The organism is Pseudomonas helmanticensis, assembly GCF_900182985.1.
GTDB lineage: Bacteria > Pseudomonadota > Gammaproteobacteria > Pseudomonadales > Pseudomonadaceae > Aquipseudomonas > Aquipseudomonas helmanticensis.
The window spans coordinates 4853182-4878971 of record NZ_FXUY01000001.1 but is presented as its reverse complement, the minus strand read 5'-3'; the positions used below and the strand labels follow the sequence as shown (position 1 = coordinate 4878971).

The following is a 25790-nucleotide window of genomic DNA, read 5'->3' as shown; positions in this document are numbered from 1 at the left end:
ATCGTTCCCACGCTCTGCGTGGGAATGCAGCCCGGGACGCTCCGCGTCCCTGCCGAAAGCGGACGCGGAGCGTCCGTTGAGGCATTCCCACGCAGAGCGTGGGAACGATCATCAAACAGACAAACAAGAGGTTTCATGCCCAACCGCCCGCCTCTCGACGCCATCACCGCCCGCTGGTTGCCGTGGGTCGTGGCCATTGCGTTCTTCATGCAGTCCCTCGACGGGACCATCCTCAACACTGCGCTGCCAGCCATGGCCCGCGATCTCGCCGAAGATCCGTTGCGCATGCAGGGCGTGGTCATCTCCTACATGCTCACCGTGGCGCTGTTGATCCCCGCCTCAGGCTGGATCGCCGACCGTTTCGGCACCAAGAAAATCTTCTTCGGCGCGATCCTGCTGTTCAGCTTCGGCTCGCTGCTCTGTGCACTGTCGAGCAGCCTGAGCATGCTGATCGGCGCGCGGGTCATTCAGGGCTTGGGCGGCGCGTTGATGTTGCCGGTCGGGCGACTGGTGGTGCTGCGCGCTTATCCGCGCTCCGAACTGGTGCGGATCATGGGTTTCATCACCATCCCCGGCCTGCTCGGCCCGCTGATCGGCCCGACCATGGGCGGCTGGATGGTTGAGTACCTGACGTGGCACTGGATTTTCCTGATCAACCTGCCGGTCGGTGTGATCGGTTGCTACGCGGTGTGGAAGTTCATTCCCGACCTGCGCGGCACCGAGCGCACTCGCTTCGATAGTTTGGGTTTCCTGCTATTCGGCGCGGCGATGATCCTCATCACCATCGCCATGGAAGGCCTCGGCGAACTGCACCTGCCGCACCTGCGCGTGATGTTGCTGCTGTTCGGCGGCATGGCCTGCCTGGCGGCGTACTGGTTGCGCGCCGGGCACATCGAAAACCCGCTGTTCGCCCCGTCGCTGTTCAAGACCCGCACGTTTGCCGTCGGCATTCTCGGCAACCTGTTTGCGCGTCTGGGCAGCGGTGCGTTGCCGTTTCTGGTGCCGCTGCTGTTGCAGGTGGCGTTGGGTTATTCGCCGTCGCAAGCGGGAATGAGCATGCTGCCGCTGGCCGCTGCAGCGATGATCGCCAAGTGGGTGGCGCGACCATTGATCGAGCGGCTTGGCTATCGCATCGTCCTCACCGGCAACACGCTGGCACTGGGGATCATGTTGGCGAGCATGGGCCTGGTCAGCGAGCAGACGCCGTATTGGTTGCTGTTGTGCCTGCTGGCAATTCTGGGGGCGATCAACTCGCTGCAATTTACGGCGATGAACACGGTGACGCTGATCGACCTGGATGATGCGAGCGCCAGTAGCGGCAACAGTTTGCTCTCGGTGGTGGCGCAGTTGTCGTTGAGCCTTGGCGTTGCCTGCGCCGGTGCGTTGCTCGGAGGGTTCACGGCGGAGGTCGGCAACGATGGCGTCGAGACCGTGCTCGGTGCGTTCCAGCTGACGTTTGTTACCGTCGGGATCATGGCGATGCTCGCGGCGACGATCTTCTCGCAACTGTCGAAAGAAGACGGACGCCGCGCCAAACGGCCGGAAGAGCACATCGAACACTGATGGGTGCTGAAGAGTTTCTGTGGGGAGGGGATTTTAATGATAGCCCTTGTGCTAAAGGCTTTTGTGGCGAGGGGATTTATCCCCGTTGGGTTGCGCAGCAGCCCCAAAAAGTTGAATGCGATCGGTCTGATGTACCGAGGTGGCAGGTATAGGGGGTGCTGCGCACCCCAACGGGGATAAATCCCCTCGCCACAGATGAGTTCCTGCACAACAGGGGTTCAGTGGTTTTAGTCGCTGTTCGTCCAGAACTTTCGAAGAAAGTGGCACGGGGCTGCTACACTGCGCGACATTTTGTTTTGCAGGCCAGTCCCGTGACCACCATCGCCACCGCTTTTAATACTCTGCCGCTGTCCGCCGCCATGCTGGCTAACCTCGAATCCCTCGGTTATGCCCAGATGACGCCGATCCAGGCGCAGAGCTTGCCGGTGATCCTCAAGGGGATGGACCTGATCGCCCAGGCCAAGACCGGCAGCGGCAAGACTGCCGCCTTCGGTATCGGCCTGTTGAACCCGATCAACCCGCGCTACTTCGGTTGCCAAGCGCTGGTGATCTGCCCGACGCGTGAGCTGGCCGACCAGGTCGCCAAGGAAATCCGTCGTCTGGCCCGTGCCGAAGACAACATCAAGGTCCTGACCCTGTGCGGCGGCGTGTCCTTTGGCCCGCAAATCGCTTCGCTGGAACACGGCGCGCACATCATCGTCGGCACCCCGGGCCGTATCCAGCAGCACCTGCGCAAGGGTTCGCTGGTCCTCGACGGCCTGAACACGCTGATCCTCGACGAAGCCGACCGCATGCTCGACATGGGTTTCTACGACGCCATCGAAGACATCATCGTCAAGACCCCGGAACGTCGCCAGACCCTGCTGTTCTCCGCCACGTACCCGGTGGGCATCAAGCAACTGGCCTCCAAGTTCATGCGTGATCCGCAAACGGTGAAAGCCGAAGCATTCCACGATGACACGCAGATCGAGCAGCGTTTCTACGAGATCTCCCCGGAAGATCGTATGGGCGTCGTGACCAAAGTCCTGCACCACTTCCGTCCGGCGTCCTGCGTGGCGTTCTGCTTCACCAAGCAGCAAGTGCAGGAAACCGTTGATCACCTGACCGCCAAAGGCATTTCCGCCGTCGGCCTGCACGGCGATCTGGAACAGCGTGATCGCGATCAGGTATTGGCGATGTTTGCCAACCGCAGTACTTCGGTACTGGTCGCCACCGACGTCGCCGCCCGTGGTCTGGACATCGATGCACTGGACATGGTGATCAACGTCGAGTTGGCCCGCGATTCGGAAATCCACATTCACCGCGTTGGCCGTACCGGTCGCGCTGGCGAAAAAGGCATCGCGATCAGCCTGGTTGCTCCGGGTGAAGCGCATCGCGCGCAGGCCATCGAGCAACTGCAGAAGTCGCCGCTGAACTGGGATCAGGTCGATAACCTCAAGTCCCAGGGCCTCGCGCCGCTGCAGCCGCCGATGACCACGCTGTGCATCGGCGCTGGCCGTAAAGACAAAGTGCGTCCGGGCGACATTCTTGGCGCACTGACTGGCGATGCCGGTATTCCGGGTGCACAGGTTGGCAAGATCGCGATCTTCGACTTCCAGGCGTACGTGGCCGTTGACCGCACCGTCGCCATGCAAGCCTTGCAGCGCCTGAACGACGGCAAGATCAAAGGCCGTTCGCTGCGCGTACGCATCCTCTGACCTGATCGTTCCCACGCTCTGCGTGGGAATGCATCCCGTGACGCTCCGCGTCACATAACAACGGACGCAGAGCGTCCATGGCGGCATTCCCACGCAGAGCGTGGGAACGATCATTGTGTGAGGACACCGTTTTGCGCTCTACCGAAGTCGTGATCATTGGCGCTGGCGCCGCTGGGTTGATGTGTGCACTGACCGCCGCCGGGCGTGGGCGTCAGGTGTTGCTGCTCGACCACGCGAACAAGGCCGGCAAGAAAATCCTGATGTCGGGCGGTGGCCGCTGCAATTTCACCAACATGTACACCGAGCCGAGCAATTTCCTCTCGCAGAATGCCCACTTCTGCAAATCTGCACTGGCGCGTTATACCCAGTGGGATTTCATCGGCATGGTCGGCAAACACGCCGTGCCGTACCACGAGAAAAAACTCGGCCAGCTGTTCTGCGATAACAAATCCAGCGACATCCTCGAAATGCTCCTGACCGAGTGCGATCAGGTCGGCGTCGAGCTGCACCTCGACACGTCGATCCAGACCATCGAGAAAGTCGAGAACGGTTACCTGCTCGACACTACTCTCGGCCAAGTCCAGTGCCAGTCGCTGGTGATCGCCACTGGTGGGTTGTCGATTCCGACGCTGGGCGCCACTGGTTTTGGTTATCAGGTGGCCAAGCAGTTCGGCCATGAATTGCTGCCGACCCGCGCCGGGCTGGTGCCGTTCACTATCACTGATCAGCTCAAGGAATTGTGCACCGAGCTGTCCGGGACGTCGGTGGATTGTCTGGTCAGCTGCAACGATCAGAGCTTTCGCGAGAACATCCTGTTTACGCACCGCGGCCTCAGCGGCCCGGCGATTTTGCAGATTTCCTCGTTCTGGGAATCTGGCGATACGGTGGAGATCAACCTGCTGCCGGATCACGACGCGGCGAGCTGGCTGCAAGAGCAAGTAGCCGAGCGTCCGAACAGTGAATTGAAAACCCTGCTTGGAGAGATTTTCACCAAGAAGATGGCCAATCTGCTCGCGGACAACTGGTTCGTGTCCAAGCCGATGAAGCAGTACACCCATGCTGAGCTGGCGGAGATCGCCGAGAAGCTCGGCAGCTGGAAAGTCGTACCGGCGGGGACTGAAGGTTATCGCACGGCCGAGGTAACACTCGGCGGCGTCGATACCCGCGAAGTATCCTCCAAGACTATGGAATCGCTGAAAAGCCCCGGCCTGTACTTTATCGGCGAAGTGCTCGACGTCACCGGCCACCTGGGCGGCTTCAACTTCCAGTGGGCCTGGGCCTCCGGCTACGCTGCAGCGCAGTACGCCTGACCGAAACAACACTCCCCCTGTAGGAGCTGCCGCAGGCTGCGATCTTTTGATCTTGATCTTGAAAAACAGGATCAAAAGATCGTCCGATCGCGGCCCGAGCCTTCGGCAGCTCCTACAGGGGGTAGCGGGCGATCAAGGAACACTTTTTGCTGTCAGATGTGATCGCCGCCATTGCGTCGGCGTCATTACTGGCTCAATTTAGCGGCATCGCCTCGGAAGGCCTTCGCACTTCATGTCCTCGACCTCGTTTCGTCAGTCTTTGCGGCGCCTGTGGGCGCTGGATAAATTCAGCTACAGCGTGCGGGTGTTCATCGCCCTGACCGGCAGCATGGCGCTGTGTTGGTATCAGGATGAAATGGGCCTGTTAATCCCGTTGTTCCTGGGGATTATCGCCAGCGCCCTGGCCGAAACCGACGACAGTTGGCAGGGCCGCCTCAATGCCCTCGCCGTGACGCTGGTGTGCTTCAGCATCGCTGCGCTGTCGGTGGAATTGCTCTTCCCCTACCCCATCGTGTTTGCCATCGCCCTGGCGCTGGCGAGTTTCGGCCTGACCATGCTCGGCGCGCTCGGCGAGCGTTACGGGGCGATTGCTTCGGCGACGCTGATTCTGTCGGTGTACACCATGATCGGCGTCGATCAGCGCGGTGGCGCGGTCACCGATTTCTGGCATGAACCGATGCTGCTGGTCGCCGGTGCCGCGTGGTACGGCTTGCTCTCGGTGCTGTGGCAGGCGCTGTTTTCCAATCAACCGGTGCAGCAAAGTCTGGCGCGACTGTTCCGCGAACTGGGCTTTTACTTGAAGCTGAAATCCTCGCTGTTCGAACCGATTAGGCAGATGGACGTCGAAGCGCGACGTCTGGAACTGGCCCAGCAAAACGGTCGCGTGGTGGCGGCTCTGAACAGTGCCAAGGAAATCATCCTGCACCGGGTCGGCAACGGTCGTCCCGGCTCGAAAGTCAGCCGTTACCTGAAGCTGTACTTCCTCGCTCAGGACATCCACGAACGCGCCAGTTCTTCGCACTATCCGTACAACGCCCTCGCTGATGCGTTTTTCCACAGTGACGTGCTGTTCCGCTGCCAGCGCCTGCTGCGCCAGCAAGGCAAGGCCTGCCGCGCATTGGCCGAATCGATCCAGATGCGTCAGCCGTTCATTTACGACGCGAGTTTCGCCGAAGCCCTGAGCGACCTCGACGCCTCTCTCGAACACCTGCGCATCCAGAGCAACCCGGCCTGGCGCGGCCTGCTGCGTTCGCTGCGCGCACTGGCGGCCAACCTCGGCACGCTCGACCGCTTGCTCAGTGACGCAAGCAACCCGGACGCCCTGGCCGATGCCACCGACAGCAGCCTGCTCGACCGCTCACCGCGCAACTTCAAGGACGTCTGGATTCGCCTGCGCACACAACTGACGCCGACCTCTTTGCTCTTCCGTCATGCCCTGCGCCTGCCGCTGGCATTGAGTATCGGCTACGGCATGGTGCACTTGATTCACCCGTCGCAAGGTTACTGGATCATCCTCACCACACTGTTCGTCTGCCAGCCGAACTACGGCGCGACCCGACGCAAACTCGGTCAGCGGATCTTCGGCACGGCCATCGGCCTGACCGTGGCGTGGGCGTTGTTCGATCTGTTCCCGAGCCCGCTGGTGCAGTCGTGTTTCGCCATCGCCGCCGGCGTGGTGTTCTTCACCAACCGCACCACCCGTTACACCCTGGCGACGGCGGCGATCACCATCATGGTGCTGTTCTGCTTCAACCAGGTCGGCGATGGTTACGGGCTGTTCCTGCCACGGCTGTTCGATACCTTGCTCGGCAGCCTGATCGCAGGGTTGACCGTGTTGCTGTTCCTGCCGGACTGGCAGGGTCGACGCCTGAACAAAGTGCTGGCCAACACCCTGACCTGCAACAGCATCTATCTACGGCAGATCATGCAGCAATACGCCGCAGGCAAAAGTGATGATCTCGCCTACCGACTGGCGCGACGCAATGCGCACAACGCCGACGCCGCGCTGTCGACGACGCTGGCGAACATGCTCATGGAGCCGGGGCATTTCAGGAAGGAAGCGGACGTGGGTTTCCGCTTCCTGGTGCTGTCGCACACCTTGTTGAGTTATCTGTCAGGGCTGGGTGCCCATCGCGAGACGCAGTTGCCGGCGGAGGTGCGCGAGCATCTGATTGATGGCGCCGGGGTGAAACTGGCGGCGAGTATCGATGAAATTGCTCAAGGTCTGGCGAGCAAAGAGCCTATTGCGATTCAGAGTGACGAAGAAGAAGCGCTGGCCAATGAGCTGGAACAAATGGCCGACGAGATTGATGAAGGGCAGCGGTTGGTGCAGACGCAATTGGCGTTGATTTGTCGGCAGTTGGGCCCCTTGCGTACCTTGGCGGCGCACCTGATCAAGGACACCAGTGAGGTTAGTGCTGGCTGACAGGGAGTCATCGCGAGCAGGCTCACGCCTACAGGGGATCGCATTCCAAATTGTAGGAATGAGCCTGCTCGCGATGGGGCCATCTGCCGCACCGAAGATTCTGGATTATCCCTCACATCCCATGCTGGCGAAGCAGCCGATCATAACTGCCATCCGCCTTCATCGCCGCAATCGCCTTATCAAACCCCGCGACAATCTGCTCATGTTGCGGATTCTTCAGGCTGACCAATATGTGCAGGCTGTTCTCGCTCAACGGCTTGGGCAAAAACTCCACCGCGTTGCGCACCTTGGCGGATTCGCGCGCCAGGTAATACTTCGCGACATACTCATCCTCCAGCGTCAACTTGACCCGATCCGCCGCAAGCATGCGCACGGCCATGGCGAAGTTATGCACAGGGACTTTCTGCAACGCCGTGTCGGCGTCGAACGGCGCCGAATAGGCATAACCGCGCACAACGGCAATCGGATAGGTGTGCAGTTGCTGCAAGCTGGAATAGTCGAGCGGCGTGTCTTTGCGCTTCAGAAAGCGGATGCGGTTGAGCAGATACTCAGCGGAAAACTGCCCGAGCTTCGTGCGCTCGTCGTTGTACCAGGCGTTGACCAACACGTCGTAACGCCCTTCGCCAACCCCCAGCAGCGCCCGCGCCCAAGGCACTTGTTCATAATCGCTGGCGTAACCGGCCCGGGCCAGCGCGGTGCTGACAATGTCGGTGGCCAGGCCACCATTGACCAGTGTGTCATCGGTAAAGGGCGGCCAGATATCAAACACCAGCCGCAGCTTTTCCGCTGCAGCGCTTTGACTCAGCAACAGCAATCCGATCAAAGCAAAGGCTCGATGCAATCGCGGCATGCTTGAAAATCCTTAGCGGGCGGAAATGCCCGGCGTGTTTTCAGTCAAAACCCCAAGGCCCCTTACCGGCAAAACCCAGGCCCTAACATTAGCTCATTGCAGTCAGTGCACAGCGCTCTCCAGCAGATTACACAAAGAACCCTGCATCGCGAGAAAGGAATGATGGCATTTTGATCTTTGTCACAGACTCTTACGCCATACAGACATCCTCGACGTCTGCGCTTAGTATCGGGCGATCTGTTCAAGGAATCGGCAAATGACAATCGAGTGGATCTGCAAACATCACAGCGACTTGGGCAAGGAACAGCTGTATGCGCTGTTGAAACTGCGTTCGGACGTGTTCGTGGTCGAACAGAAATGCGCCTACCCGGACCTCGACGGCCAGGATCTGGAAGGTGATACCTACCATTTGATGGGTTGGGAGGATGACCAGTTGATGGCGTACCTGCGCCTGCTTGATCCGGAGTCTCAGGGCGGTGACGTGGTGATCGGCCGCGTGATTACCGCACCGCAGGGGCGTGGCAAAGGGCTCGGGCACGAAATGATGGAGCAAGCGCTGAAACAGGCCGAGAAGCATTGGCCGCAAGTGCCGATCTATCTGTCGGCGCAGGCGCATTTGCAGGGGTATTACGGCAAGTACGGGTTTGTCGTCGCAGGTGAGGAATATCTGGAGGATGACATTCCGCATATCGGGATGCGTCGCCCTTAAGTGCCCCTTCGCGAGCAGGCTCGCTCCCACAGGGAAACGCATTCCAACTGTGGGAGCGAGCCTGCTCGCGAAGGCGTCAGCTCAGGCGCCGCAGGACTCAGGGATATTCAAGAACTGCCTTGATCTGCCGCAAATTGCGCTCGATCCACCCGCGATCAATCGCCCCCCACTCGCGAATCCGATAGCGCCCGGCGTGATTACGCGCGCCCTCTTCCTGCTCGAATTCACAGACGATATCCAGATCCGCCAACGCCGCAATCGTGTCCTGCGCCGTGCGTCGGGGCATGCCGGTGACTTCGGTCAGCGTCGGCACGCTCGGGGCCAGACCGCTGTCGATCAGGTAGGCGACGTAGAGGCGGCGGTAGAAACTGCTTTTGGTCTTGCTTACGTCCATGCATGGGCCCCGTTGATTAGAAAGTCAAAAGATCGCAGCCTGCGACAGCGCCTACAGGGGTGGTGATTTTTTGATGTTTATTGCATGTCGCGCCAGGTCAGGTACACGCGCAGATCGAACTCGACCTGGTGATACCCCGGCAGCATGTGCTCGCACAATTTATAAAACGCCTTGTTGTGATCCGACTCTTTGAAGTGCGCCAGTTCGTGCACGACGATCATTTTCAAAAAGTCCGGCGCAGCCTCCTTGAACAACGAGGCGATACGAATCTCTTTCTTGGCCTTAAGCTTGCCGCCCTGCACCCGCGACACCGTGGTGTGCAGGCCCAGCGCGCGGTGGGTCAGGTCGAGACGGTTGTCGAACAGCACTTTATCGATGGCCGGCGCGTTGCGCAGGTATTCCTGTTTCAGGTCCAGCGCGTAGCTGTACAGCGCCTTGTCGCTCTGCACATCGTGCCGTCCCGAATAACGCTGATTGAGGTAATCACCCAAGCGCCCTTCGGCGATCAGTTGGCGCACCTGATCCTGTAATTGCGCGGGATAGGCCTGGAGGTACTTCAACACAGTCATGGACGGGCGACACGGTTCGAAAAAAGGTGCGCCAGTGTAGCGAATTCAACCGGGCAGCGCGCTCCAGTCGAAGGGCTCGGCGAAGGTCGCGGCGTCTTCGGCGATCAATGGCCGCGCGACAAGGAAACCTTGCACGTACTCACAGCCGTGGGCTTGCAACCACTGATATTGCTCAATGGTTTCGACGCCTTCGGCGATCACCAGCAAACCGTATTGTTTGCACAGGTTGATCACGGTACTCACCAGCGACGCATCCCGCGCAGAGTCCGGCAATCGCGCAATGAGATGCCGATCAAGCTTCAGCGTATCCAGCTCAAGGTCGCGCAAATGCGCCAGCGAGCAAGGCCCTGAACCGAAGTCGTCGAGCGCCACGCGCACCCCGAGATTGCGCAGCAGACGCAGCTGCTTGCGGGTTTCGTCAGGGTTTTGCATCAAGGCTTCTTCGGTAACTTCGACCTCCAGCTGTCGCGGCTGCAGCGCGTGCCGCTCCATGACCTGGCGCAACTCGGTGACCAGATTCGGCAGGCTGAACTGGGTGTTGCTCAAACTCACGCCGAGCACCAGATCCTCGGCAAACAGGGTTTCCCAGGCTTTGCGCTGGCCGGCGCCACGATGATAGATCCAGCTGCCGAGCCGACTGATCAGCCGCGCTTCTTCCAGCAACGGCAGGAAAAGCCCCGGCGGCACATCGCCGACGCTGGGATGCTGCCAGCGCAACAACGCTTCAAACCCGCGTATCTGACCCGTGTCGATCGCCACCTGCGGCTGATAGACCAGATTGAAATCGCGATTTTCGATGGCCGTGCGCACGCTTTCTTCAAGCATCAAGCGCGAACGGGCGCGACCGTTCATTTCATGATCGTAGAAGCGATATTGCTGACGCCCGGCGCGCTTGGCTTCGTACATGGCAATGTCGGACGCACGCAGCAAACCGTCGAGATTCGAACCGCAATCCGGATACGTGGCAATGCCGATGCTCGCACCAAGGGCGATATCCAGCCCCTCGATTTGCTGACAGATCGACACACGCTCGATGAGTTTCTCGGCGATCTTCGCTGCCTGCTCCGGGAATTCCAGATCCAGCAAAGCGGTGAATTCATCGCCGCCCATGCGCGCAAGAATGTCGAACGGGCGCAGGCACGCCTTCAATTGCTCGGAAACCCAACGCAATACACGGTCGCCGGCATCGTGGCCTAATGAGTCGTTGACCCGTTTGAAACCGTCGAGGTCCAGATACAGCAGAACCCAACTGCTGTCGCTGCGCTCACCGCGCAGCAGCAGGTTTTCCACAGTCTGGTAAAAGCCTCGGCGATTGAGCAACCCGGTCAGCGGATCGGTCACGGCCTGGAACTCGAGCTGTTGGTGCAGGTGGCGCACTACCGACATGTCGAGAACCGTCACCACCATCGCGTGTTGTTCTGTGGGTAGCGCCGCGCAGGACAAGGCCACTGGCACCTGCTGGCCGGGCGCGGTACGCAATAATGCGTCGTGCAGTCTTAATGTTTCGCCACGTTTGTAGCTGGCGTAAAAATCGGAATCGGCCCACAACGGAACATGCGGTTTCTGCAGGTAATCGAGAAACTCCTTACCCTCCAGCTCCTTGACCGGCGCATTGAGCAGACGCGAAATTGCCGGATTGGCGAAGCGGATCAAACCGTCCTCGCCCACCACCAGAATCCCCTCGGCGGCGTTATCCAGCACCGAGGCATTAAAGGCACGCGCCACTTCCAGGTCATGACTCAAACGCTGCAAGGCGCGACGATTACGCTGGTGCTCCAGCAATGCCTGCACTTTGGGCTTGAGAATCTGCGGATCGAACGGTTTGAACAGGTAATCCACCGCACCACTGGCATAGCCCTTGATCACGGCATCCTGGGATTGCTCATTGGCGGTGAGGAAAATGATCGGGGTCAGGCGTGTGCGCTGGCTGCCGCGCATCAGCCGCGCGACCTCGAAACCGTCCATGCCCGGCATCTGCACATCCAGCAGCACCAGATCGACGTCATGTTCGAGCAACAGGCTGAGCGCCTCGAAACCGGAGGCAGCGGTGATGACCTGCCAATCCTGACGCTGCAGCAACGCGCGCATGCTGATCAGGTTTTCAGGGTAATCATCAACGATCAATAGGACAGAGCTGCCTTCACCTGGCTGGGGTTGCGCGCATTCCATGCTGCTTCTCTTGTCGGGAATTCAGGTCGGTTTCCGGTAAAAACCGTACACATACTGAGCCATCACTCTAGTCCGTGATCTGAAAAAGCAGAAGCTGTCATCGCGCCATCATTTAGCCAATGCCTTGTTTAGCCGACTAACGGTCACCGCTACAGCCCCCGAAAACCGGGAAAGATGGCATTTCGACAGGATGTTGACGCCAATCATCTGCCAAACGGGCATTAACAAAAAATCCCTCTACGCTTATAAAGGCCGCCCCCAAAAGGCGCGGACTAGAGCTTCTGGCACCCGCGTTCAGGATGAATCGAGTGGAAGAACCGACATGATCGATCTCGCAACCTGGAACCTCAGCGTTCCCGTCGGCAGCCCGCCATACACCGTCGAAACCTCCAAACTGGTCAAAGGTTTCAAGGATCAGTACTTTCATTCCGACACCGGCACCTTGTTTTTCTGGTCACCGGTTACCGGGTCAAAAACCGAAAACGCCATCTACCCGCGCACCGAACTGCGCGAAACCTATAGCAACGGCACGCTGCGCAACTGGTATTACCCCGACGCCGACAACTTGCTGCGCGCGACGGTCACGGTCAACAAAGTGCCGAGTTCGGGCAAGATCGTCATTGGCCAGATCCACGCCTATGAAAGCCAGAAACCGCTGGTCAAACTTGAATACCAATACAAGACCAAAATCGAGACCGGCAACCTGGTGATCAAAGTCCGCATGCACCCGGACGATGACGAAAGCCGCGTCATCACCTTGGCTACCGGGATCAAACTGGACAACGAATTCAACTACCTCATTCACCTCAGCCCCGGCGGTGCGCTCGGCATCAGCGCGGCGGGTTATCAATGGGATTCACAAATCAGCGCGACGTGGCGTAACAAGCCGTTGTACTTCAAGGCCGGGGTTTATGTGCAGGACAACACCGGATATACCAGTGAAGGTGGCCAGGTAACCTTCTCCAAACTCGACATCGATCACGATAAATAACTTCGCCGAGCCCCCCAAACCCTGTGGGAGTTGGCTTGCCAACGATGACGGCCTCAAAGCCAGCCGATTTCCTACGGTTCACATCCGATCCAACTGTAGGAGTGAGCCTGCTCGCGATGACGGACCAACATCCAGCATCTGTGCTGACTGATCCACCGCCATCGCGAGCAGGCTCACTCCTACAGGGGTTCAAATGGGCCGTAGTCTTTTCTGTCATCGCAGTGACGAAAAAGAGTCATCACTGACAAATGGATAAAGTGTTCCGTATACGCTACATTAAATCTTAAATGTCACGGTAACGACACATGGATTATTCCCTATTGATTAGCCGTCTCGGCGCTCAGTTACGTGAAAAACGTATAAATCGCGGCCTGACGCAAGCACAGCTTGCCGACTTGGCTGGGCTGACACGGCACAAAGTCATCGCAGTAGAGAAAGGCACTTTATCCGTCGGCATGATCGCGTATGCACGTGTTTTGGGTGCGCTGGATTGTGAACTCGCCGTCGTTCCAGCCGCCATGCCAACCCTTGAAGAGCTTGGGGATTTATTCGAATGAAAATGTCCTCGCTCCAGGTCAGCACCCCTGAGGGGAACAGCGGCTGGATTTTCAGCGATACCGAAGATTTTACGTTCCGATATCACGCAGATGCGTTGCCTGCTACGGCAATCAGCTTGTCGATGCCCGTACGGCATGACGAATTTCGTCGGCGTGAGCTGCACCCTGTCTTCCAGATGAATCTGCCGGAAGGCTACGTGCTTGAGCAATTGCGCAATCGCTTGGCCAAAACCGTAAATGTCGACCCGATGCTTTTACTGGCGCTCTCCGGCAGCTCTTCGCCCATTGGCCGAGTTCAAGTGCGCTCTGAAACAGTTGATTCCTTGCTGGAGGAACAACAATTTCCAGGAGAGAAGCTTGATGAGATTCTGACCTGGGACGGTACAGAAGATATCTTCGCCGACCTTCTAGATCGCTACATCCTTCGAGCTGGCATTTCAGGTGTTCAGCCCAAGGTGCTGGTACCGGAGCAGAACGGAATTGAATTACCCCGAGTGACCTCGAAAACTTCGGATCTGATCATCAAAAGTGGTCGCGATGAATTTCCGGGGCTGGCGATCAATGAGTTCCTGTGCATGTCCATGGCCAAAGAGGCAGGCATCCCCGTGCCTCCTTTTTACCTTTCAAACAACGGCAAGCTATTTGTCATGCGTCGTTTTGATCGCGACGACCAGTTCAATCCAATAGGCTTTGAAGACATGGCGGTACTGATGGGGCTTTCAGCCAATCAGAAGTACAGCAAAAGCTATGCGGCAATCGCCAAGGCAATCCGAGTGTTCTGTCCGGCGGAAAATGTAAGCTCTTCCCTCGACCAACTCTTCGATACTGTCGCCCTGAGCTGCATTGTTGGCAACGGCGATGCCCATTTGAAAAACTTCGGCTTGCTCTATTCCAATCCAACGCAACGGGATGCACGTCTGGCCCCGGCCTACGACATCGTCAACACCACGGCGTATATTCCCGAAGATGTTTTGGCACTGGATCTGGCAGGTAACAAATCAATGTTTGCCTCGCGACAAGGAGTTTTGGAGTTCGCAGAAACCTGCGGGATCGAGCAACCCAAGGAGCGCATTCAACGAATGCTGACGGCGGTTGAATCCGTGCTTAAGCGCTACCCCGAATATCGAGAACAAGCGCCCCATGTGATCATTGCCATCCAGCAATCCGCCTCACACTTTGCTCTCACTTTTGGATAGCTTTTACCTCCAAAAATCGCAGCTGCAAAAAAACCCGCCTCTCGGCGGGTTTTTCATAACGCTAGTTAACACTCAGGCTTAGTTCACCTTAGCGTTCAACTCACCCTTCAAATACCGCTGATACATCGCTTCCAGCGAGATCGGTTTGATCTTCGAAGCATTACCGGCAGTACCGAACGCTTCATAACGAGCGATACACACATCACGCATCGCGGTCACGGTGGCGCCGAAGAATTTACGTGGGTCGAATTCGCTTGGGTTGGTGGCCATCAGGCGACGCATCGCACCGGTGGACGCCAGGCGCAGGTCGGTGTCGATGTTGACTTTGCGCACGCCGTACTTGATGCCTTCGACAATTTCTTCAACCGGTACGCCGTAGGTTTCTTTGATGTCGCCGCCGTACTGGTTGATGATCGCCAGCCACTCTTGTGGCACCGAGGACGAACCGTGCATCACCAGGTGGGTGTTCGGGATGCGTTTGTGGATTTCCTTGATGCGGTCGATCGCCAGCACGTCACCGGTAGGTGGCTTGGTGAACTTGTAGGCGCCGTGGCTGGTGCCGATGGCGATGGCCAAAGCATCGACTTGGGTGCGCTTGACGAAGTCAGCGGCTTCTTCCGGGTCGGTCAGCATTTGGCTGTGATCCAGAACGCCTTCGGCGCCGATGCCGTCTTCTTCACCGGCCATGCCGGTTTCCAGCGAACCCAGGCAGCCCAGCTCGCCTTCTACCGATACGCCGCAGGCGTGAGCCATGGCCACGGTTTGCTGGGTAACGCGGACGTTGTAGTCGTAGTCGGTCGGGGTCTTGCCGTCTTCGCCCAGCGAGCCGTCCATCATTACCGAGCTGAAGCCCAGTTGAATCGAACGCTGGCAGACGTCAGGGCTGGTGCCGTGGTCCTGGTGCATGCACACCGGGATGTGCGGGAATTCTTCGATCGCGGCCAGGATCAGGTGACGCAGGAATGGTGCGCCGGCGTATTTGCGAGCGCCGGCCGAAGCCTGAACGATCACCGGGGAGTCAGTCTTGTCAGCGGCTTCCATGATGGCGCGCATCTGCTCAAGATTGTTGACGTTGAAGGCTGGAACGCCGTAGCCGAACTCGGCTGCGTGGTCCAACATCTGGCGCATGCTGATAAGTGCCATTGTGTGTGTCTCTCCCGGTTGAGGGTCGTTAATCGTGCCAGCCTGCCGGAGCGGCGGCGGCTATTCAAGTGATTGCAGATCGGGGGTCGAGGCCCGGTCTGGTGATTCGATAAAGCCAATTCTTCAGAACTGCGCAGAACCCCTGTAGGAGTGAGCCTGCTCGCGATAGCCATCTTGCAGTCAATATTGCAGCGACTGTCATACCGCTATCGCGAGCAGGCGAAGGCCTACAATGGGCCTGCGGTGTGTCAGTTATTGCGCCTTGCAGCCGCGGCCGATCAGGTCATTGGTGGCGACCCAGTACACCAGGCCTTCGTCACCCTTGACGTGAAACGCCAGCATGCCGTCGCTGTACAGCGTGCCCGAGGCGCCCGGCTCTTCTTTCAGGCGATAGACCTGATCACCGCCACCCAGTCGAACGTCGACTTCCTTCTGGCCGGCGTCGGCGTAGCGCCACAGCACTTTGGCCTGGCTGTCGCAGGTCCAGGTGGTCCAGTTATCTGCCGGGGTAGACGACTGAAACAGGTTCAACTGCGCGCAACCGCCCAACAATGCCAATGCCGCAATGGCGATCAAGCCTTTCATCCGTGTTCCTCGACTGACGGCGCACGCCGCCAGCCCTGAGTTAAAGAGTCAGACCCGTCAAGGACAACCATGTTCCTTGGCCGGGGTTTGCGTCTCGTATTTGTCCAGACCGTCCGGCCCGGATCGCTTGTTCAGCACCGGGTTGGTTTCGGCCTGCCAGTCGGCCTGATAGCAGCCCTTCTGCGACTCGCTCGGTGCCGGCGTCGCTTCGGCCTTCGGGTTACTCCCGCAGGCCGCAAGCGTACCGGTCAGCAACAACAGTGCTAACGACTTGACCATGTAAACACTCCTTTGCCTGGCCAAACGGGCGGCCTCAGGCCTTGGCCCGGCTTTCCAGGACTTCAACGGCTGGCAGCACTTTGCCCTCGACGAATTCGAGGAACGCGCCACCACCGGTGGAAATGTAGGAGATTTGCTCAGCCACGCCATATTTATCGATCGCGGCCAGGGTGTCGCCACCGCCAGCAATGGAGAACGCCGAGCTTTCAGCGATCGCCTGGGCCAGCACTTTGGTGCCATTGCCGAACTGGTCGAATTCGAACACGCCGACCGGGCCGTTCCACAGAATGGTTTTCGACGACTTCAGCAGTTCGGCGAAGTTGGCTGCGGTTTGCGGACCGATGTCCAGAATCATGTCGTCGGCAGCAACGTCAGCGATCAGCTTGACGGTGGCTTCGGCGGTTTCAGCGAATTCTTTGGCAACCACAACGTCAACCGGCAACGGCACGCTGACTTTGGCAGCGATAGCGCGCGCGGTGTCGAGCAGATCCGGTTCGTACAGCGATTTGCCTACCGGGTGACCGGCCGCCGCGAGGAAGGTGTTGGCGATGCCGCCGCCGACGATCAGTTGATTGCAGATCTGGCTCAAGCTGTTCAGCACGTCGAGTTTGGTCGACACCTTGGAGCCGGCAACGATGGCCGCCATTGGCTGAGCCGGCGCGCCCAGCGCTTTGCCCAGTGCATCCAGTTCAGCGGCCAGCAGTGGACCAGCGGCCGCTACTTTGGCGAACTTGGCCACGCCGTGGGTCGAACCCTCGGCACGGTGAGCGGTGCCGAAAGCGTCCATCACGAACACGTCGCACAGGGCAGCGTATTGCTGGGCCAGTTCGTCAGCGTTCTTTTTCTCGCCTTTGTTGAAGCGCACGTTTTCGAACAGCACGATGTCGCCGGCCTTGACGTCAACGCCACCGAGGTAATCAGCCACCAGCGGCACTTCACGGCCCAGCGCCTTGCTCAGGTAGTCAGCGACTGGCTTGAGGCTGTTCTCGGCGGAGAACTCGCCTTCGGTCGGACGGCCAAGGTGCGAGCAGACCATCACGGCCGCGCCTTTTTCCAGGGCCAGCTTGATGGTCGGCAGCGAAGCCAGGATACGCGCGTCGCTGGTGACAACACCGTCCTTGACTGGGACGTTGAGGTCTTCGCGGATCAATACGCGCTTACCTTGCAGATCGAGGTCGGACATCTTCAACACGGTCATGGGTCGCACTTCCTACGGTTTTTTTGAAGTTGCTGTTTGCAGATAGTGTTCTGCAACGTCCAGCATTCGGTTGGCAAAACCCCATTCGTTGTCGAACCAGGCCAGGATGTTCACCAGCTTGGGGCCGGAAACACGGGTCTGACTGGCATCGACGATGGCCGAATGTGGGTCATGGTTGAAATCACAACTGGCGTGCGGCAGCTCGGTATAGGCGAGCAGGCCTTTGAGCGGACCACTGGTGGCAGCCTCGCGCAGGATCCGGTTGACTTCGTTGGCGTCGGTCGCGGTGGCGGTCTGCATCGTGATGTCGAGGCAGGACACGTTGACCGTCGGCACGCGTACGGCTTTGGCCTGAATTCGCCCGGCAAGTTCCGGCAGCAGGCGCTCGATACCGCGCGCCAGACCGGTGGACACCGGGATCACCGACTGGAACGCCGAACGGGTGCGGCGCAGGTCTTCGTGATGATAGGCGTCGATCACTGGCTGATCGTTCATCGCCGAGTGAATCGTGGTGATCGACACGTAATCGAGGCCGATCGCCTTGTCGAGCAAGCGCAACAGCGGCACGCCGCAGTTGGTGGTGCAGGAGGCGTTGGACACCAAGAGTTCGTCGCCGGTCAGGCAATCCTGATTGACGCCGTAGACGATGGTGGCGTCGACATCTGCCTCGCTGGCCATCGGCTGCGAGAACAACACGCGTGGTGCGCCGGCGTCGAGAAAGCGCTGGCCGTCTTCACGGGTGTTATAGGCACCGGAACACTCAAGCACCAGATCGACGCCCAGCGACGCCCAATCAATGCCTTCGGGGGTGGCACTGCGCAGAACCTTCACGCAGTCACCATTAATATGCAGACAATCGCCTTCTACTCGCACCTCGCCAGGAAAGCGGCCATGGGTGGAGTCGAAGCGTGTCAGGTATTCGATGCTGGCCATGTCGGCCAGGTCGTTGATCGCGACAATTTCAAACCCGGCTTTCTCGCCTCGCTCAAACAACGCACGCAAGACGCAACGACCAATCCGGCCGTAGCCGTTGAGTGCAACTTTGTAAGGACGCGGTTGAGGCATGGGGTTCTCGATAATATTCGCTACAACACAACCCCCTGTAGGAGCTGCCGGAGGCTGCGATCTTTTGATCCTGTTTTTTTAAGATCAAGATCAAAAGATCGCAGCCTCCGGCAGCTCCTACAGGGGAATGCGGTGGCTGGGGCCACCGCATTCGTACTGCTTAGTCTTCCAGCAGCTCTTCAGCCTGACCCAGGATGTTTTCCAGGGTGAAGCCGAACTCTTCGAACAGTGCCGAAGCCGGAGCCGATTCGCCGTAAGTGGTCATGCCGATCACGCGACCTTCCAGACCCACGTACTTGAACCAGAAGTCGGCGTGTGCCGCTTCGATGGCGATACGTGCGCTGACTTGCAACGGCAGCACGGCTTGCTTGTAGCCCGCATCCTGAGCATCGAACACGCTGGTGCACGGCATGGAAACCACACGCACCTTGCGGCCCTGCTCGGTCAGCTTGTCGTAAGCCTGAACCGCCAGACCGACTTCCGAACCGGTCGAAATCAGGATCAGCTCAGGCTCGCCTGCGCAGTCCTTCAGTACATAACCGCCACGGCTGATGGCGGCGATCTGGCCGGCATCGCGTTCCTGGTGTTGCAGGTTCTGACGCGAGAAGATCAGCGCCGAAGGGCCGTCCTTACGCTCCAGCGCGTTTTTCCAGGCCACGGCCGATTCAACGGCATCGGCTGGACGCCAGGTGTCGAGGTTCGGTGTGGTACGCAGGCTGGTCAGTTGCTCGATCGGCTGGTGCGTCGGGCCGTCTTCGCCCAGACCGATGGAGTCGTGGGTGTAGACGTGGATCACTTGCTTCTTCATCAGCGCGGACATGCGCACGGCGTTGCGGGCGTATTCCATGAACATCAGGAAGGTCGCGCCGTAAGGCACCAGGCCGCCGTGCAGGGTCACGCCGTTCATGATTGCGGTCATGCCGAATTCGCGCACGCCGTAGTACATGTAGTTGCCGCTGGCATCTTCAGCGCTGACGCCTTTGCAACCTTTCCACAGGGTCAGGTTGGAACCGGCCAGGTCAGCGGAGCCGCCAAGCAGTTCCGGCAGCAGCGGGCCGAATGCGTTCAGGGTGTTCTGGCTGGCTTTACGGCTGGCGATGGTTTCGCCTTTGGCCGCGACTTCAGCGATGTAAGCCGAAGCTTTTTCCGAGAAGTCGGCCGGCAGTTCGCCGCTCAGGCGACGTACCAGTTCGTTGGCTTCGGTCGGGAACGCAGCGGAGTAGGCAGCGAAACGCTGATCCCATTCGGCTTCAGCGGCGCGACCTTTTTCTTTGGCATCCCACTCGGCATAGATGTCGGCCGGGATTTCGAACGGGCCGTAGTTCCAGTTCAGCGCCTTGCGGGTCAGGGCGATTTCCGCGTCGCCCAATGGAGCGCCGTGGCAGTCTTCCTTGCCCTGCTTGTTCGGCGAACCGAAACCAATGGTGGTCTTGCAGCAGATCAGGGTCGGCAGCGGGCTCTTGCGCGCGGTTTCGATGGCGGTCTTGATCTCTTCCGGGTCGTGACCGTCAACGTTGCGGATCACCTGCCAGTTGTAGGCTTCGAAACGCTTCGGGGTGTCATCGGTGAACCAGCCTTCGACTTCGCCGTCGATGGAGATGCCGTTGTCATCGTAGAAAGCGATCAGCTTGCCCAGACCCAGAGTGCCGGCCAAGGAAGCGACTTCGTGGGAAATGCCTTCCATCATGCAGCCATCACCCAGGAACACATAGGTGTGGTGATCAACAATGTCGTGGCCTGGACGGTTGAACTGCGCGCCCAGGACTTTCTCTGCCAGGGCGAAACCGACGGCGTTGGCCAGACCCTGACCCAGCGGGCCGGTGGTGGTTTCAACGCCCGGGGTGTAACCGAATTCCGGGTGGCCCGGGGTGCGGCTGTGCAATTGACGGAACTGCTTGAGGTCGTCGATCGACAGGTCGTAACCGGTCAGGTGCAGCAGCGAGTAGATCAACATCGAGCCGTGGCCGTTGGACAGCACGAAGCGGTCACGGTCGGCGAACGATGGATTGCTCGGGTTGTGCTTGAGGTAGTCGCGCCAAAGCACTTCGGCGATATCTGCCATACCCATAGGGGCACCGGGATGGCCGCTGTTGGCTTTTTGCACGGCATCCATGCTGAGGGCACGAATGGCGTTGGCACGCTCACGACGGCTAGGCATCGCTGATCTCCTGGGTTCTGGTAAGTCGAAACGGAAAAAAGGAGGGCATTTTCCCTCACCGGAGCGCCTCGGGGCAATGACAGATAGTCATCCGGGGGCGTTTTTCCAATGGATAGCGGCGCTTTCTGTTGGTGAAACCTTTCCGCTACTCGTTTGTAGAGTTAACCGGCGAGTGAGAAGTGCAATAAAAAGCGCCATTGATCGAGCAATATCAAAACTTTTTGATATTGCCCTTGCGATGAATTCCACCCCTCTCTAGACTGCCAGCCCTATGAACTTACGTGTGCCTTCCATTCGCCATGACGATTGCGACGAGCTGGCGGCCCTGTGCAAGGCCGGCGGCGATCCGCTGCGGCTGAATGTATTGCGCGCGCTGGCCAACGATTCGTTTGGGGTTCTGGAGCTGGCGCAGATCTTCGGTATGGGTCAGTCCGGCATGAGTCACCATCTCAAGGTACTGGCACAAGCCGACCTGGTGGCGACGCGCCGCGAAGGCAACGCGATCTTTTATCGCCGCGCCCTGCCCCACACCGATCTGTTGGGCGGCAAGTTGCACGCGGCGTTGTTAGAAGAAGTCGACAACCTGACGCTGCCTGACGATGTGCAAGCGCGCATCGAGCAGGTTCATGGCCAACGCGCCGCGGCCAGTCAGGACTTTTTCGCAAGGGTCGCGGAGAAATTTCGCGCCCAGCAGGATTTGATCGCAGGCCTGCCGCAGTACCGCGAAAGTGTGCTGGCCCTGCTCGACAAACTGAACTTCGATGGTGCTGCCACGGCCATTGAAGTCGGCCCCGGCGATGGTGCTTTTCTGCCGGAACTGGCGCGTCGCTTCCACGCCGTCACCGCGCTGGACAACAGCCCGGCGATGCTCGAACTGGCGCGTCAGGTATGCGAACGTGAACAGCTGGCTAACGTCAGCCTGCAATTGGCCGATGCATTGAATGGCACAAGCCTTCAAGCCGATTGCGTGGTGTTGAACATGGTGTTGCACCATTTCGCCGCGCCGGCCGATGCGCTCAAGCACATGGCCGACCTGCTGCAACCGGGCGGTAGCTTGCTCGTGACAGAGTTATGTAGCCACAACCAGAGTTGGGCCAGGGAGGCCTGCGGTGATCTGTGGTTGGGGTTTGAACAGGACGATTTGGCCCGTTGGGCCACCGCTGCGGGACTCGTTCCCGGGGAAAGCCTCTATGTAGGCTTACGTAATGGTTTCCAGATTCAGGTTCGCCACTTTCAGCGACCGACTGGCGACACTCACCATCGGTAAATTCAGGAAAACATCGAGATGAGCGAATACTCCCTCTTCACCTCCGAGTCCGTGTCCGAAGGGCATCCGGACAAAATCGCCGACCAGATTTCCGATGCGGTGCTGGACGCCATCATTACCCAGGACAAACACGCACGCGTTGCCGTGGAAACCCTGGTCAAGACTGGCGTGGCCATCGTTGCCGGTGAAGTCACCACCAGCGCTTGGGTCGATCTGGAAGAGATCGTGCGTAACGTGATTCTCGACATCGGCTATAACAGCTCCGACGTCGGCTTCGACGGCGCGACCTGCGGCGTGATGAACATCATCGGCAAGCAGTCCCCGGACATCAACCAGGGTGTTGACCGTGCCAAGCCTGAAGATCAGGGCGCCGGCGACCAGGGCCTGATGTTCGGTTACGCCAGCAACGAAACCGACGTTTTGATGCCTGCACCGATCACCTTCTCGCACCAGCTGGTACAGCGCCAGGCCGAAGCCCGTAAATCGGGTCTGTTGCCTTGGCTGCGTCCGGACGCCAAGTCGCAAGTGACTTGCCGTTACGAAGGCGGCAAGGTTGTCGGTATCGACGCGGTTGTTCTGTCGACCCAGCACAACCCTGAAGTGTCGTACAAAGACCTGCGCGAAGGCGTGATGGAGCTGATCGTCAAGCACGTGCTGCCTGCCGAACTGCTGAGCAAAGACACCCAGTTCCACATCAACCCGACCGGCCAGTTCATCATTGGCGGCCCGGTAGGTGACTGCGGTCTGACCGGTCGCAAGATCATCGTCGACAGCTACGGCGGCATGGCCCGTCACGGCGGCGGCGCGTTCTCCGGTAAAGATCCATCGAAGGTTGACCGTTCGGCTGCCTACGCTGGCCGTTATGTTGCCAAGAACATCGTCGCTGCCGGCCTGGCCGAGCGTTGCGAGATTCAGGTTTCCTACGCGATCGGTGTTGCTCAGCCTACTTCGATCTCGCTGAACACCTTCGGCACCGGCAAGATCAGCGACGACAAGATCGTCAAACTGGTCCGTGAAGTGTTCGACCTGCGTCCATACGCAATCACCACCATGCTTGATCTGCTGCACCCGATGTACCAGGAAACTGCAGCGTACGGCCACTTCGGTCGCACGCCAGAGACCAAGACTGTTGGCGAAGACACCTTCACCACGTTCACCTGGGAAAAAACCGACCGCGCCGACGCCCTGCGCGCTGCCGCTGGTCTGTAATATTTCCCCGGCGGTACCCAAAAGCCCCGCACGGTTCGCGCCGTGCGGGGCTTTTTCATGGCTGCCAGATCAAAAGATCGCCGCCTGCGGCAGTTCGTACAGATATCCGCATGCCAATGTAGGAGCTGCCGCAGGCTGCGATCTTTTGATCTTCAGCCGTCGAAACACCCCGAAAAACACCTGCCCACCCCTGCCCGAAATCCCGACTAGCCTTCAAATACCTTCCCTGAGCAAGGATGCTCACGATGCGCTCGCTGCTTGTTTTCCTGCTGACCTTCATCAGTCTCACTACGCTCGCCGACTGTCCCGACTGGACCGCCCTCAAAGCACAGAACGAAATCACCGCCCTGCAAAACCAGATCGACCAATGGGACGACGCCTACCACCGCGAAGGCCACTCACCGATTGCCGACGAACTCTACGATCAGTCGCGCCTGCGCTTGAGCGAGTGGCGGCTGTGCTTCGATCTGCCGTCCGCGCCCAAGCCGTTGCGCACGGCCTCAGGCTCAATCGCACACCCTGTCGCTCACACCGGCCTGGACAAGTTGCACGAGGCCGCCGCCGTGGAAACCTGGCTGCGCGACCGCCAGGACGTCTGGGTACAACCGAAAGTCGACGGTGTCGCGGTGACGCTGATCTATCGCGCTGGAGTTTTGCAGCAGGCCATCAGTCGTGGCGACGGTGTTCGTGGGCAAGACTGGACCACATCGGCACAGAAAATCGGCGCCATCCCTCAGCGCCTCACGCAACCACTGGATCTGCTGGTGCAAGGCGAACTCTACTGGCGCTTGAGCGAACACGTGCTGGCGCGGGCCGGCAGCGTCAACGCCCGCGCCAGCGTTGCCGGGCTGATGGCGCGCAAATCCCTCGATTCAGAACAAGCAAACGGGATCGGGCTATTTGTCTGGGACTGGCCGCAGGGACCGCCGGACTTGCCCGAGCGCATGTCCACGCTGGCAACCTTGGGCTTCGCCACAAGCGCGCCCTACAGCCACGCCGTCAGTGACTTTGCAGAGGCGCAGAAATGGCGCGATCACTGGTATCGCTCGCCCCTGCCGTTTGCCACCGACGGCGTGGTTTTGCGCCAGAGCCGGCGCCCGCCAGCTGAACGCTGGCAAGCCCGCACACCCTATTGGGCCGTCGCCTGGAAGTATCCGTTTGCGCAAGCATTGGCCGAGGTGCGCAAGGTCAATTTCAAGATCGGCCGAACCGGGCGCATCACACCAGTCCTCGAACTCAAACCAGTCATGCTCGATGATCGGCAGATCAAACGGGTCAGCGCCAGTTCGTTGAAGCGCTGGCAAGCGCTGGATATACGCCCAGGCGATCAGGTTGCAATCAGCCTCGCCGGTCTCACCATTCCTCGGCTCGACAGCGTTGTGCTGCGCGCCACCGAACGGGTCGACATCGACATTCCCAACGCCGATGACTTCCACGCTTTGAGCTGCTGGCAACCTGATCCGGGTTGTGAAAGCCAATTCCTTGCACGGCTGACCTGGCTCAGTGGCAAACAAGGGCTGGCGATGCAGAATGTGGGGCGAGGCACGTGGGAGAAACTTCTCGAAACACGCCGCCTGAACAACCTGCTGGATTGGTTGACCCTCGACGCGCCAGAGCTTGCTAACATTGCTGGCTTCGGCGAACGCAGCAGCGTGCGCCTGATGGAAAGCTTTCACAGCGCCCGCCAACAACCGTTTGCCCAATGGCTTAAAGCAATCGGCTTGCCGCCAACTGGCCAGGCACAACTGCCGGACTCGTGGCAGGCGCTGGTACACCGTGACACCGAACAATGGCAGGCAGAAGCCGGCATAGGCCCGGGACGCGCGGCGCAATTAAGCGCATTCTTCCGCGACCCGCAGGTGCTGGCCCTGAGTGAAACCTTACATGCCGCCGGAATCGACGGTTTCTGAACACGCAATCCCGCCTCGCCGGGAACCCAACGGCGGCCAGGGCGCTCCAACAGCGCAGTGCCTTACCGACCCGATTGCCTTTGCACATGGAGCTTTTATGAAATTTCTCGCACCGCTCGCCATGCTGACCCTCTGCGGCATGATGGCCGCCCCTGTAATGGCCGATGAAGACGCCCCGGGCCTGACCGGTTGCGCCGCCAAGAAGCAGGGCATCATGAATCAGATCGAACAGGCCAAGTCGCGCGGCAATGCCGATCAGCAGGCAGGTCTGGAAACGGCCCTGCGTGAAGTGAACGAACACTGCACCGACGCCGGCCTGAAGAAAGAACGCGAAAACAAAGTGCTCGAAGCCAAACACGAAGTCAGCCAGCGCCAGGCCGATCTCGACAAGGCAATGAAAAAGGGCGATCCGGAGAAGATCAACAAGCGCAAAGACAAACTCGCTGAATCGCGCAAAGAACTGCAGGACGCGCTGGACGAAATCGACAAGTAATTGATGGCCCTGTCGCGAGGGGATTTATCCCCGTCCGGCGGCGAAGCCGTCGC

General features: G+C 59.3%; 22 protein-coding genes. 12 read left to right on the top strand and 10 right to left on the bottom strand.

What is annotated here, in order from left to right:
• Positions 1–135: 135 nt before the first annotated feature.
• The 4 genes from mdtD to yccS all read left to right on the top strand — a co-directional run bounded on the left by mdtD (position 136) and on the right by yccS (position 6995).
• Positions 136–1563 carry a multidrug transporter subunit MdtD gene (gene mdtD / locus QOL84_RS21800; RefSeq protein WP_129395854.1) on the top strand — a complete coding sequence of 476 codons (1428 nt, stop codon included), beginning with the start codon at positions 136–138 and terminating at the stop codon, positions 1561–1563.
• 311 nt (positions 1564–1874) lie between these two features.
• Complete coding sequence (gene dbpA, locus QOL84_RS21795; protein ID WP_122594732.1) at positions 1875–3260, top strand: ATP-dependent RNA helicase DbpA; 1386 nt, start codon at positions 1875–1877, stop codon at positions 3258–3260.
• Between the two features lie 131 nt (positions 3261–3391).
• Positions 3392–4570 (top strand): BaiN/RdsA family NAD(P)/FAD-dependent oxidoreductase, encoded by a 1179-nt coding sequence (locus QOL84_RS21790; protein WP_283438511.1) that lies wholly within the window; start codon positions 3392–3394, stop codon positions 4568–4570.
• Positions 4571–4802: 232 nt separating this feature from the next.
• On the top strand, positions 4803–6995 hold the full coding sequence (gene yccS / locus QOL84_RS21785; RefSeq protein WP_283438510.1) for a YccS family putative transporter: 2193 nt from the start codon (positions 4803–4805) through the stop codon (positions 6993–6995).
• A gap of 112 nt (positions 6996–7107) precedes the next feature.
• Here yccS and QOL84_RS21780 read toward each other — a convergent pair whose 3' ends face one another.
• A complete protein-coding gene (locus QOL84_RS21780; RefSeq protein WP_283438509.1) occupies positions 7108–7845 on the bottom strand; it encodes a substrate-binding periplasmic protein in 738 nt (245 codons plus the stop codon).
• A gap of 256 nt (positions 7846–8101) precedes the next feature.
• On the opposite strand from QOL84_RS21780, the gene QOL84_RS21775 reads away from it, so the two are divergent.
• Positions 8102–8554: a GNAT family N-acetyltransferase gene (locus QOL84_RS21775; protein WP_283438508.1), complete on the top strand. Its 453-nt coding sequence runs from the start codon at positions 8102–8104 to the stop codon at positions 8552–8554.
• Between the two features lie 97 nt (positions 8555–8651).
• Here the strand turns inward: QOL84_RS21775 and QOL84_RS21770 are convergent, their stop codons facing one another.
• From QOL84_RS21770 to QOL84_RS21760, 3 genes are all read right to left on the bottom strand, one after another.
• On the bottom strand, positions 8652–8948 hold the full coding sequence (locus QOL84_RS21770) for a winged helix-turn-helix domain-containing protein (RefSeq protein WP_007913779.1): 297 nt from the start codon (positions 8946–8948) through the stop codon (positions 8652–8654).
• A 77-nt stretch (positions 8949–9025) separates the two neighbouring features.
• Positions 9026–9517 carry a M48 metallopeptidase family protein gene (locus QOL84_RS21765; RefSeq protein WP_129395859.1) on the bottom strand — a complete coding sequence of 164 codons (492 nt, stop codon included), beginning with the start codon at positions 9515–9517 and terminating at the stop codon, positions 9026–9028.
• A gap of 45 nt (positions 9518–9562) precedes the next feature.
• A complete protein-coding gene (locus tag QOL84_RS21760) occupies positions 9563–11686 on the bottom strand; it encodes a putative bifunctional diguanylate cyclase/phosphodiesterase (RefSeq protein ID WP_283438507.1) in 2124 nt (707 codons plus the stop codon).
• A 322-nt stretch (positions 11687–12008) separates the two neighbouring features.
• Here QOL84_RS21760 and QOL84_RS21755 point away from each other — a divergent pair, with 322 nt between their 5' ends.
• The 3 genes from QOL84_RS21755 to QOL84_RS21745 all read left to right on the top strand — a co-directional run bounded on the left by QOL84_RS21755 (position 12009) and on the right by QOL84_RS21745 (position 14430).
• Positions 12009–12677 (top strand): polysaccharide lyase family 7 protein, encoded by a 669-nt coding sequence (locus tag QOL84_RS21755; RefSeq protein ID WP_283438506.1) that lies wholly within the window; start codon positions 12009–12011, stop codon positions 12675–12677.
• Between the two features lie 305 nt (positions 12678–12982).
• A complete protein-coding gene (locus QOL84_RS21750) occupies positions 12983–13234 on the top strand; it encodes a helix-turn-helix domain-containing protein (RefSeq protein WP_236427370.1) in 252 nt (83 codons plus the stop codon).
• Positions 13231–14430, top strand: coding sequence for a type II toxin-antitoxin system HipA family toxin (locus QOL84_RS21745; RefSeq protein WP_283438505.1), 1200 nt, complete (start codon positions 13231–13233; stop codon positions 14428–14430). Before QOL84_RS21750 ends, QOL84_RS21745 begins: the two co-directional genes overlap by 4 nt.
• 78 nt (positions 14431–14508) lie before the next feature.
• On the opposite strand, the gene fba is transcribed toward QOL84_RS21745, so the two are convergent.
• From fba to tkt, 6 genes are all read right to left on the bottom strand, one after another.
• Positions 14509–15573, bottom strand: coding sequence for a class II fructose-bisphosphate aldolase (gene fba, locus QOL84_RS21740; RefSeq protein ID WP_007913760.1), 1065 nt, complete (start codon positions 15571–15573; stop codon positions 14509–14511).
• Positions 15574–15825: 252 nt separating this feature from the next.
• Positions 15826–16158, bottom strand: a complete 333-nt coding sequence (locus tag QOL84_RS21735; protein ID WP_283438504.1) for an MliC family protein — start codon at positions 16156–16158, stop codon at positions 15826–15828.
• Positions 16159–16215: 57 nt separating this feature from the next.
• A complete protein-coding gene (locus QOL84_RS21730; protein WP_007913756.1) occupies positions 16216–16437 on the bottom strand; it encodes a hypothetical protein in 222 nt (73 codons plus the stop codon).
• Between the two features lie 34 nt (positions 16438–16471).
• The gene (locus QOL84_RS21725; protein WP_008081033.1) at positions 16472–17635 is read right to left on the bottom strand and encodes a phosphoglycerate kinase; all 1164 of its coding nucleotides are present in this window, start codon (positions 17633–17635) and stop codon (positions 16472–16474) included.
• 12 nt (positions 17636–17647) lie between these two features.
• Positions 17648–18700 carry an erythrose-4-phosphate dehydrogenase gene (gene epd / locus QOL84_RS21720; RefSeq protein ID WP_093429868.1) on the bottom strand — a complete coding sequence of 351 codons (1053 nt, stop codon included), beginning with the start codon at positions 18698–18700 and terminating at the stop codon, positions 17648–17650.
• Between the two features lie 160 nt (positions 18701–18860).
• Positions 18861–20858, bottom strand: coding sequence for a transketolase (gene tkt, locus QOL84_RS21715; protein ID WP_283438503.1), 1998 nt, complete (start codon positions 20856–20858; stop codon positions 18861–18863).
• A gap of 271 nt (positions 20859–21129) precedes the next feature.
• Here tkt and QOL84_RS21710 point away from each other — a divergent pair, with 271 nt between their 5' ends.
• The 4 genes from QOL84_RS21710 (at position 21130) to QOL84_RS21695 (ending at position 25737) form a co-directional block, all read left to right on the top strand.
• Positions 21130–22125: an ArsR/SmtB family transcription factor gene (locus tag QOL84_RS21710; protein WP_129395866.1), complete on the top strand. Its 996-nt coding sequence runs from the start codon at positions 21130–21132 to the stop codon at positions 22123–22125.
• Between the two features lie 18 nt (positions 22126–22143).
• Complete coding sequence (gene metK, locus QOL84_RS21705; protein ID WP_008081040.1) at positions 22144–23334, top strand: methionine adenosyltransferase; 1191 nt, start codon at positions 22144–22146, stop codon at positions 23332–23334.
• A 236-nt stretch (positions 23335–23570) separates the two neighbouring features.
• On the top strand, positions 23571–25244 hold the full coding sequence (gene ligB, locus QOL84_RS21700; RefSeq protein ID WP_283438502.1) for an NAD-dependent DNA ligase LigB: 1674 nt from the start codon (positions 23571–23573) through the stop codon (positions 25242–25244).
• Positions 25245–25341: 97 nt separating this feature from the next.
• Entirely contained in the window at positions 25342–25737 is a 396-nt protein-coding gene (locus QOL84_RS21695) for a DUF1090 domain-containing protein (RefSeq protein ID WP_064388116.1), read from the top strand.
• The last annotated feature ends 53 nt before the right edge of the window (positions 25738–25790 follow it).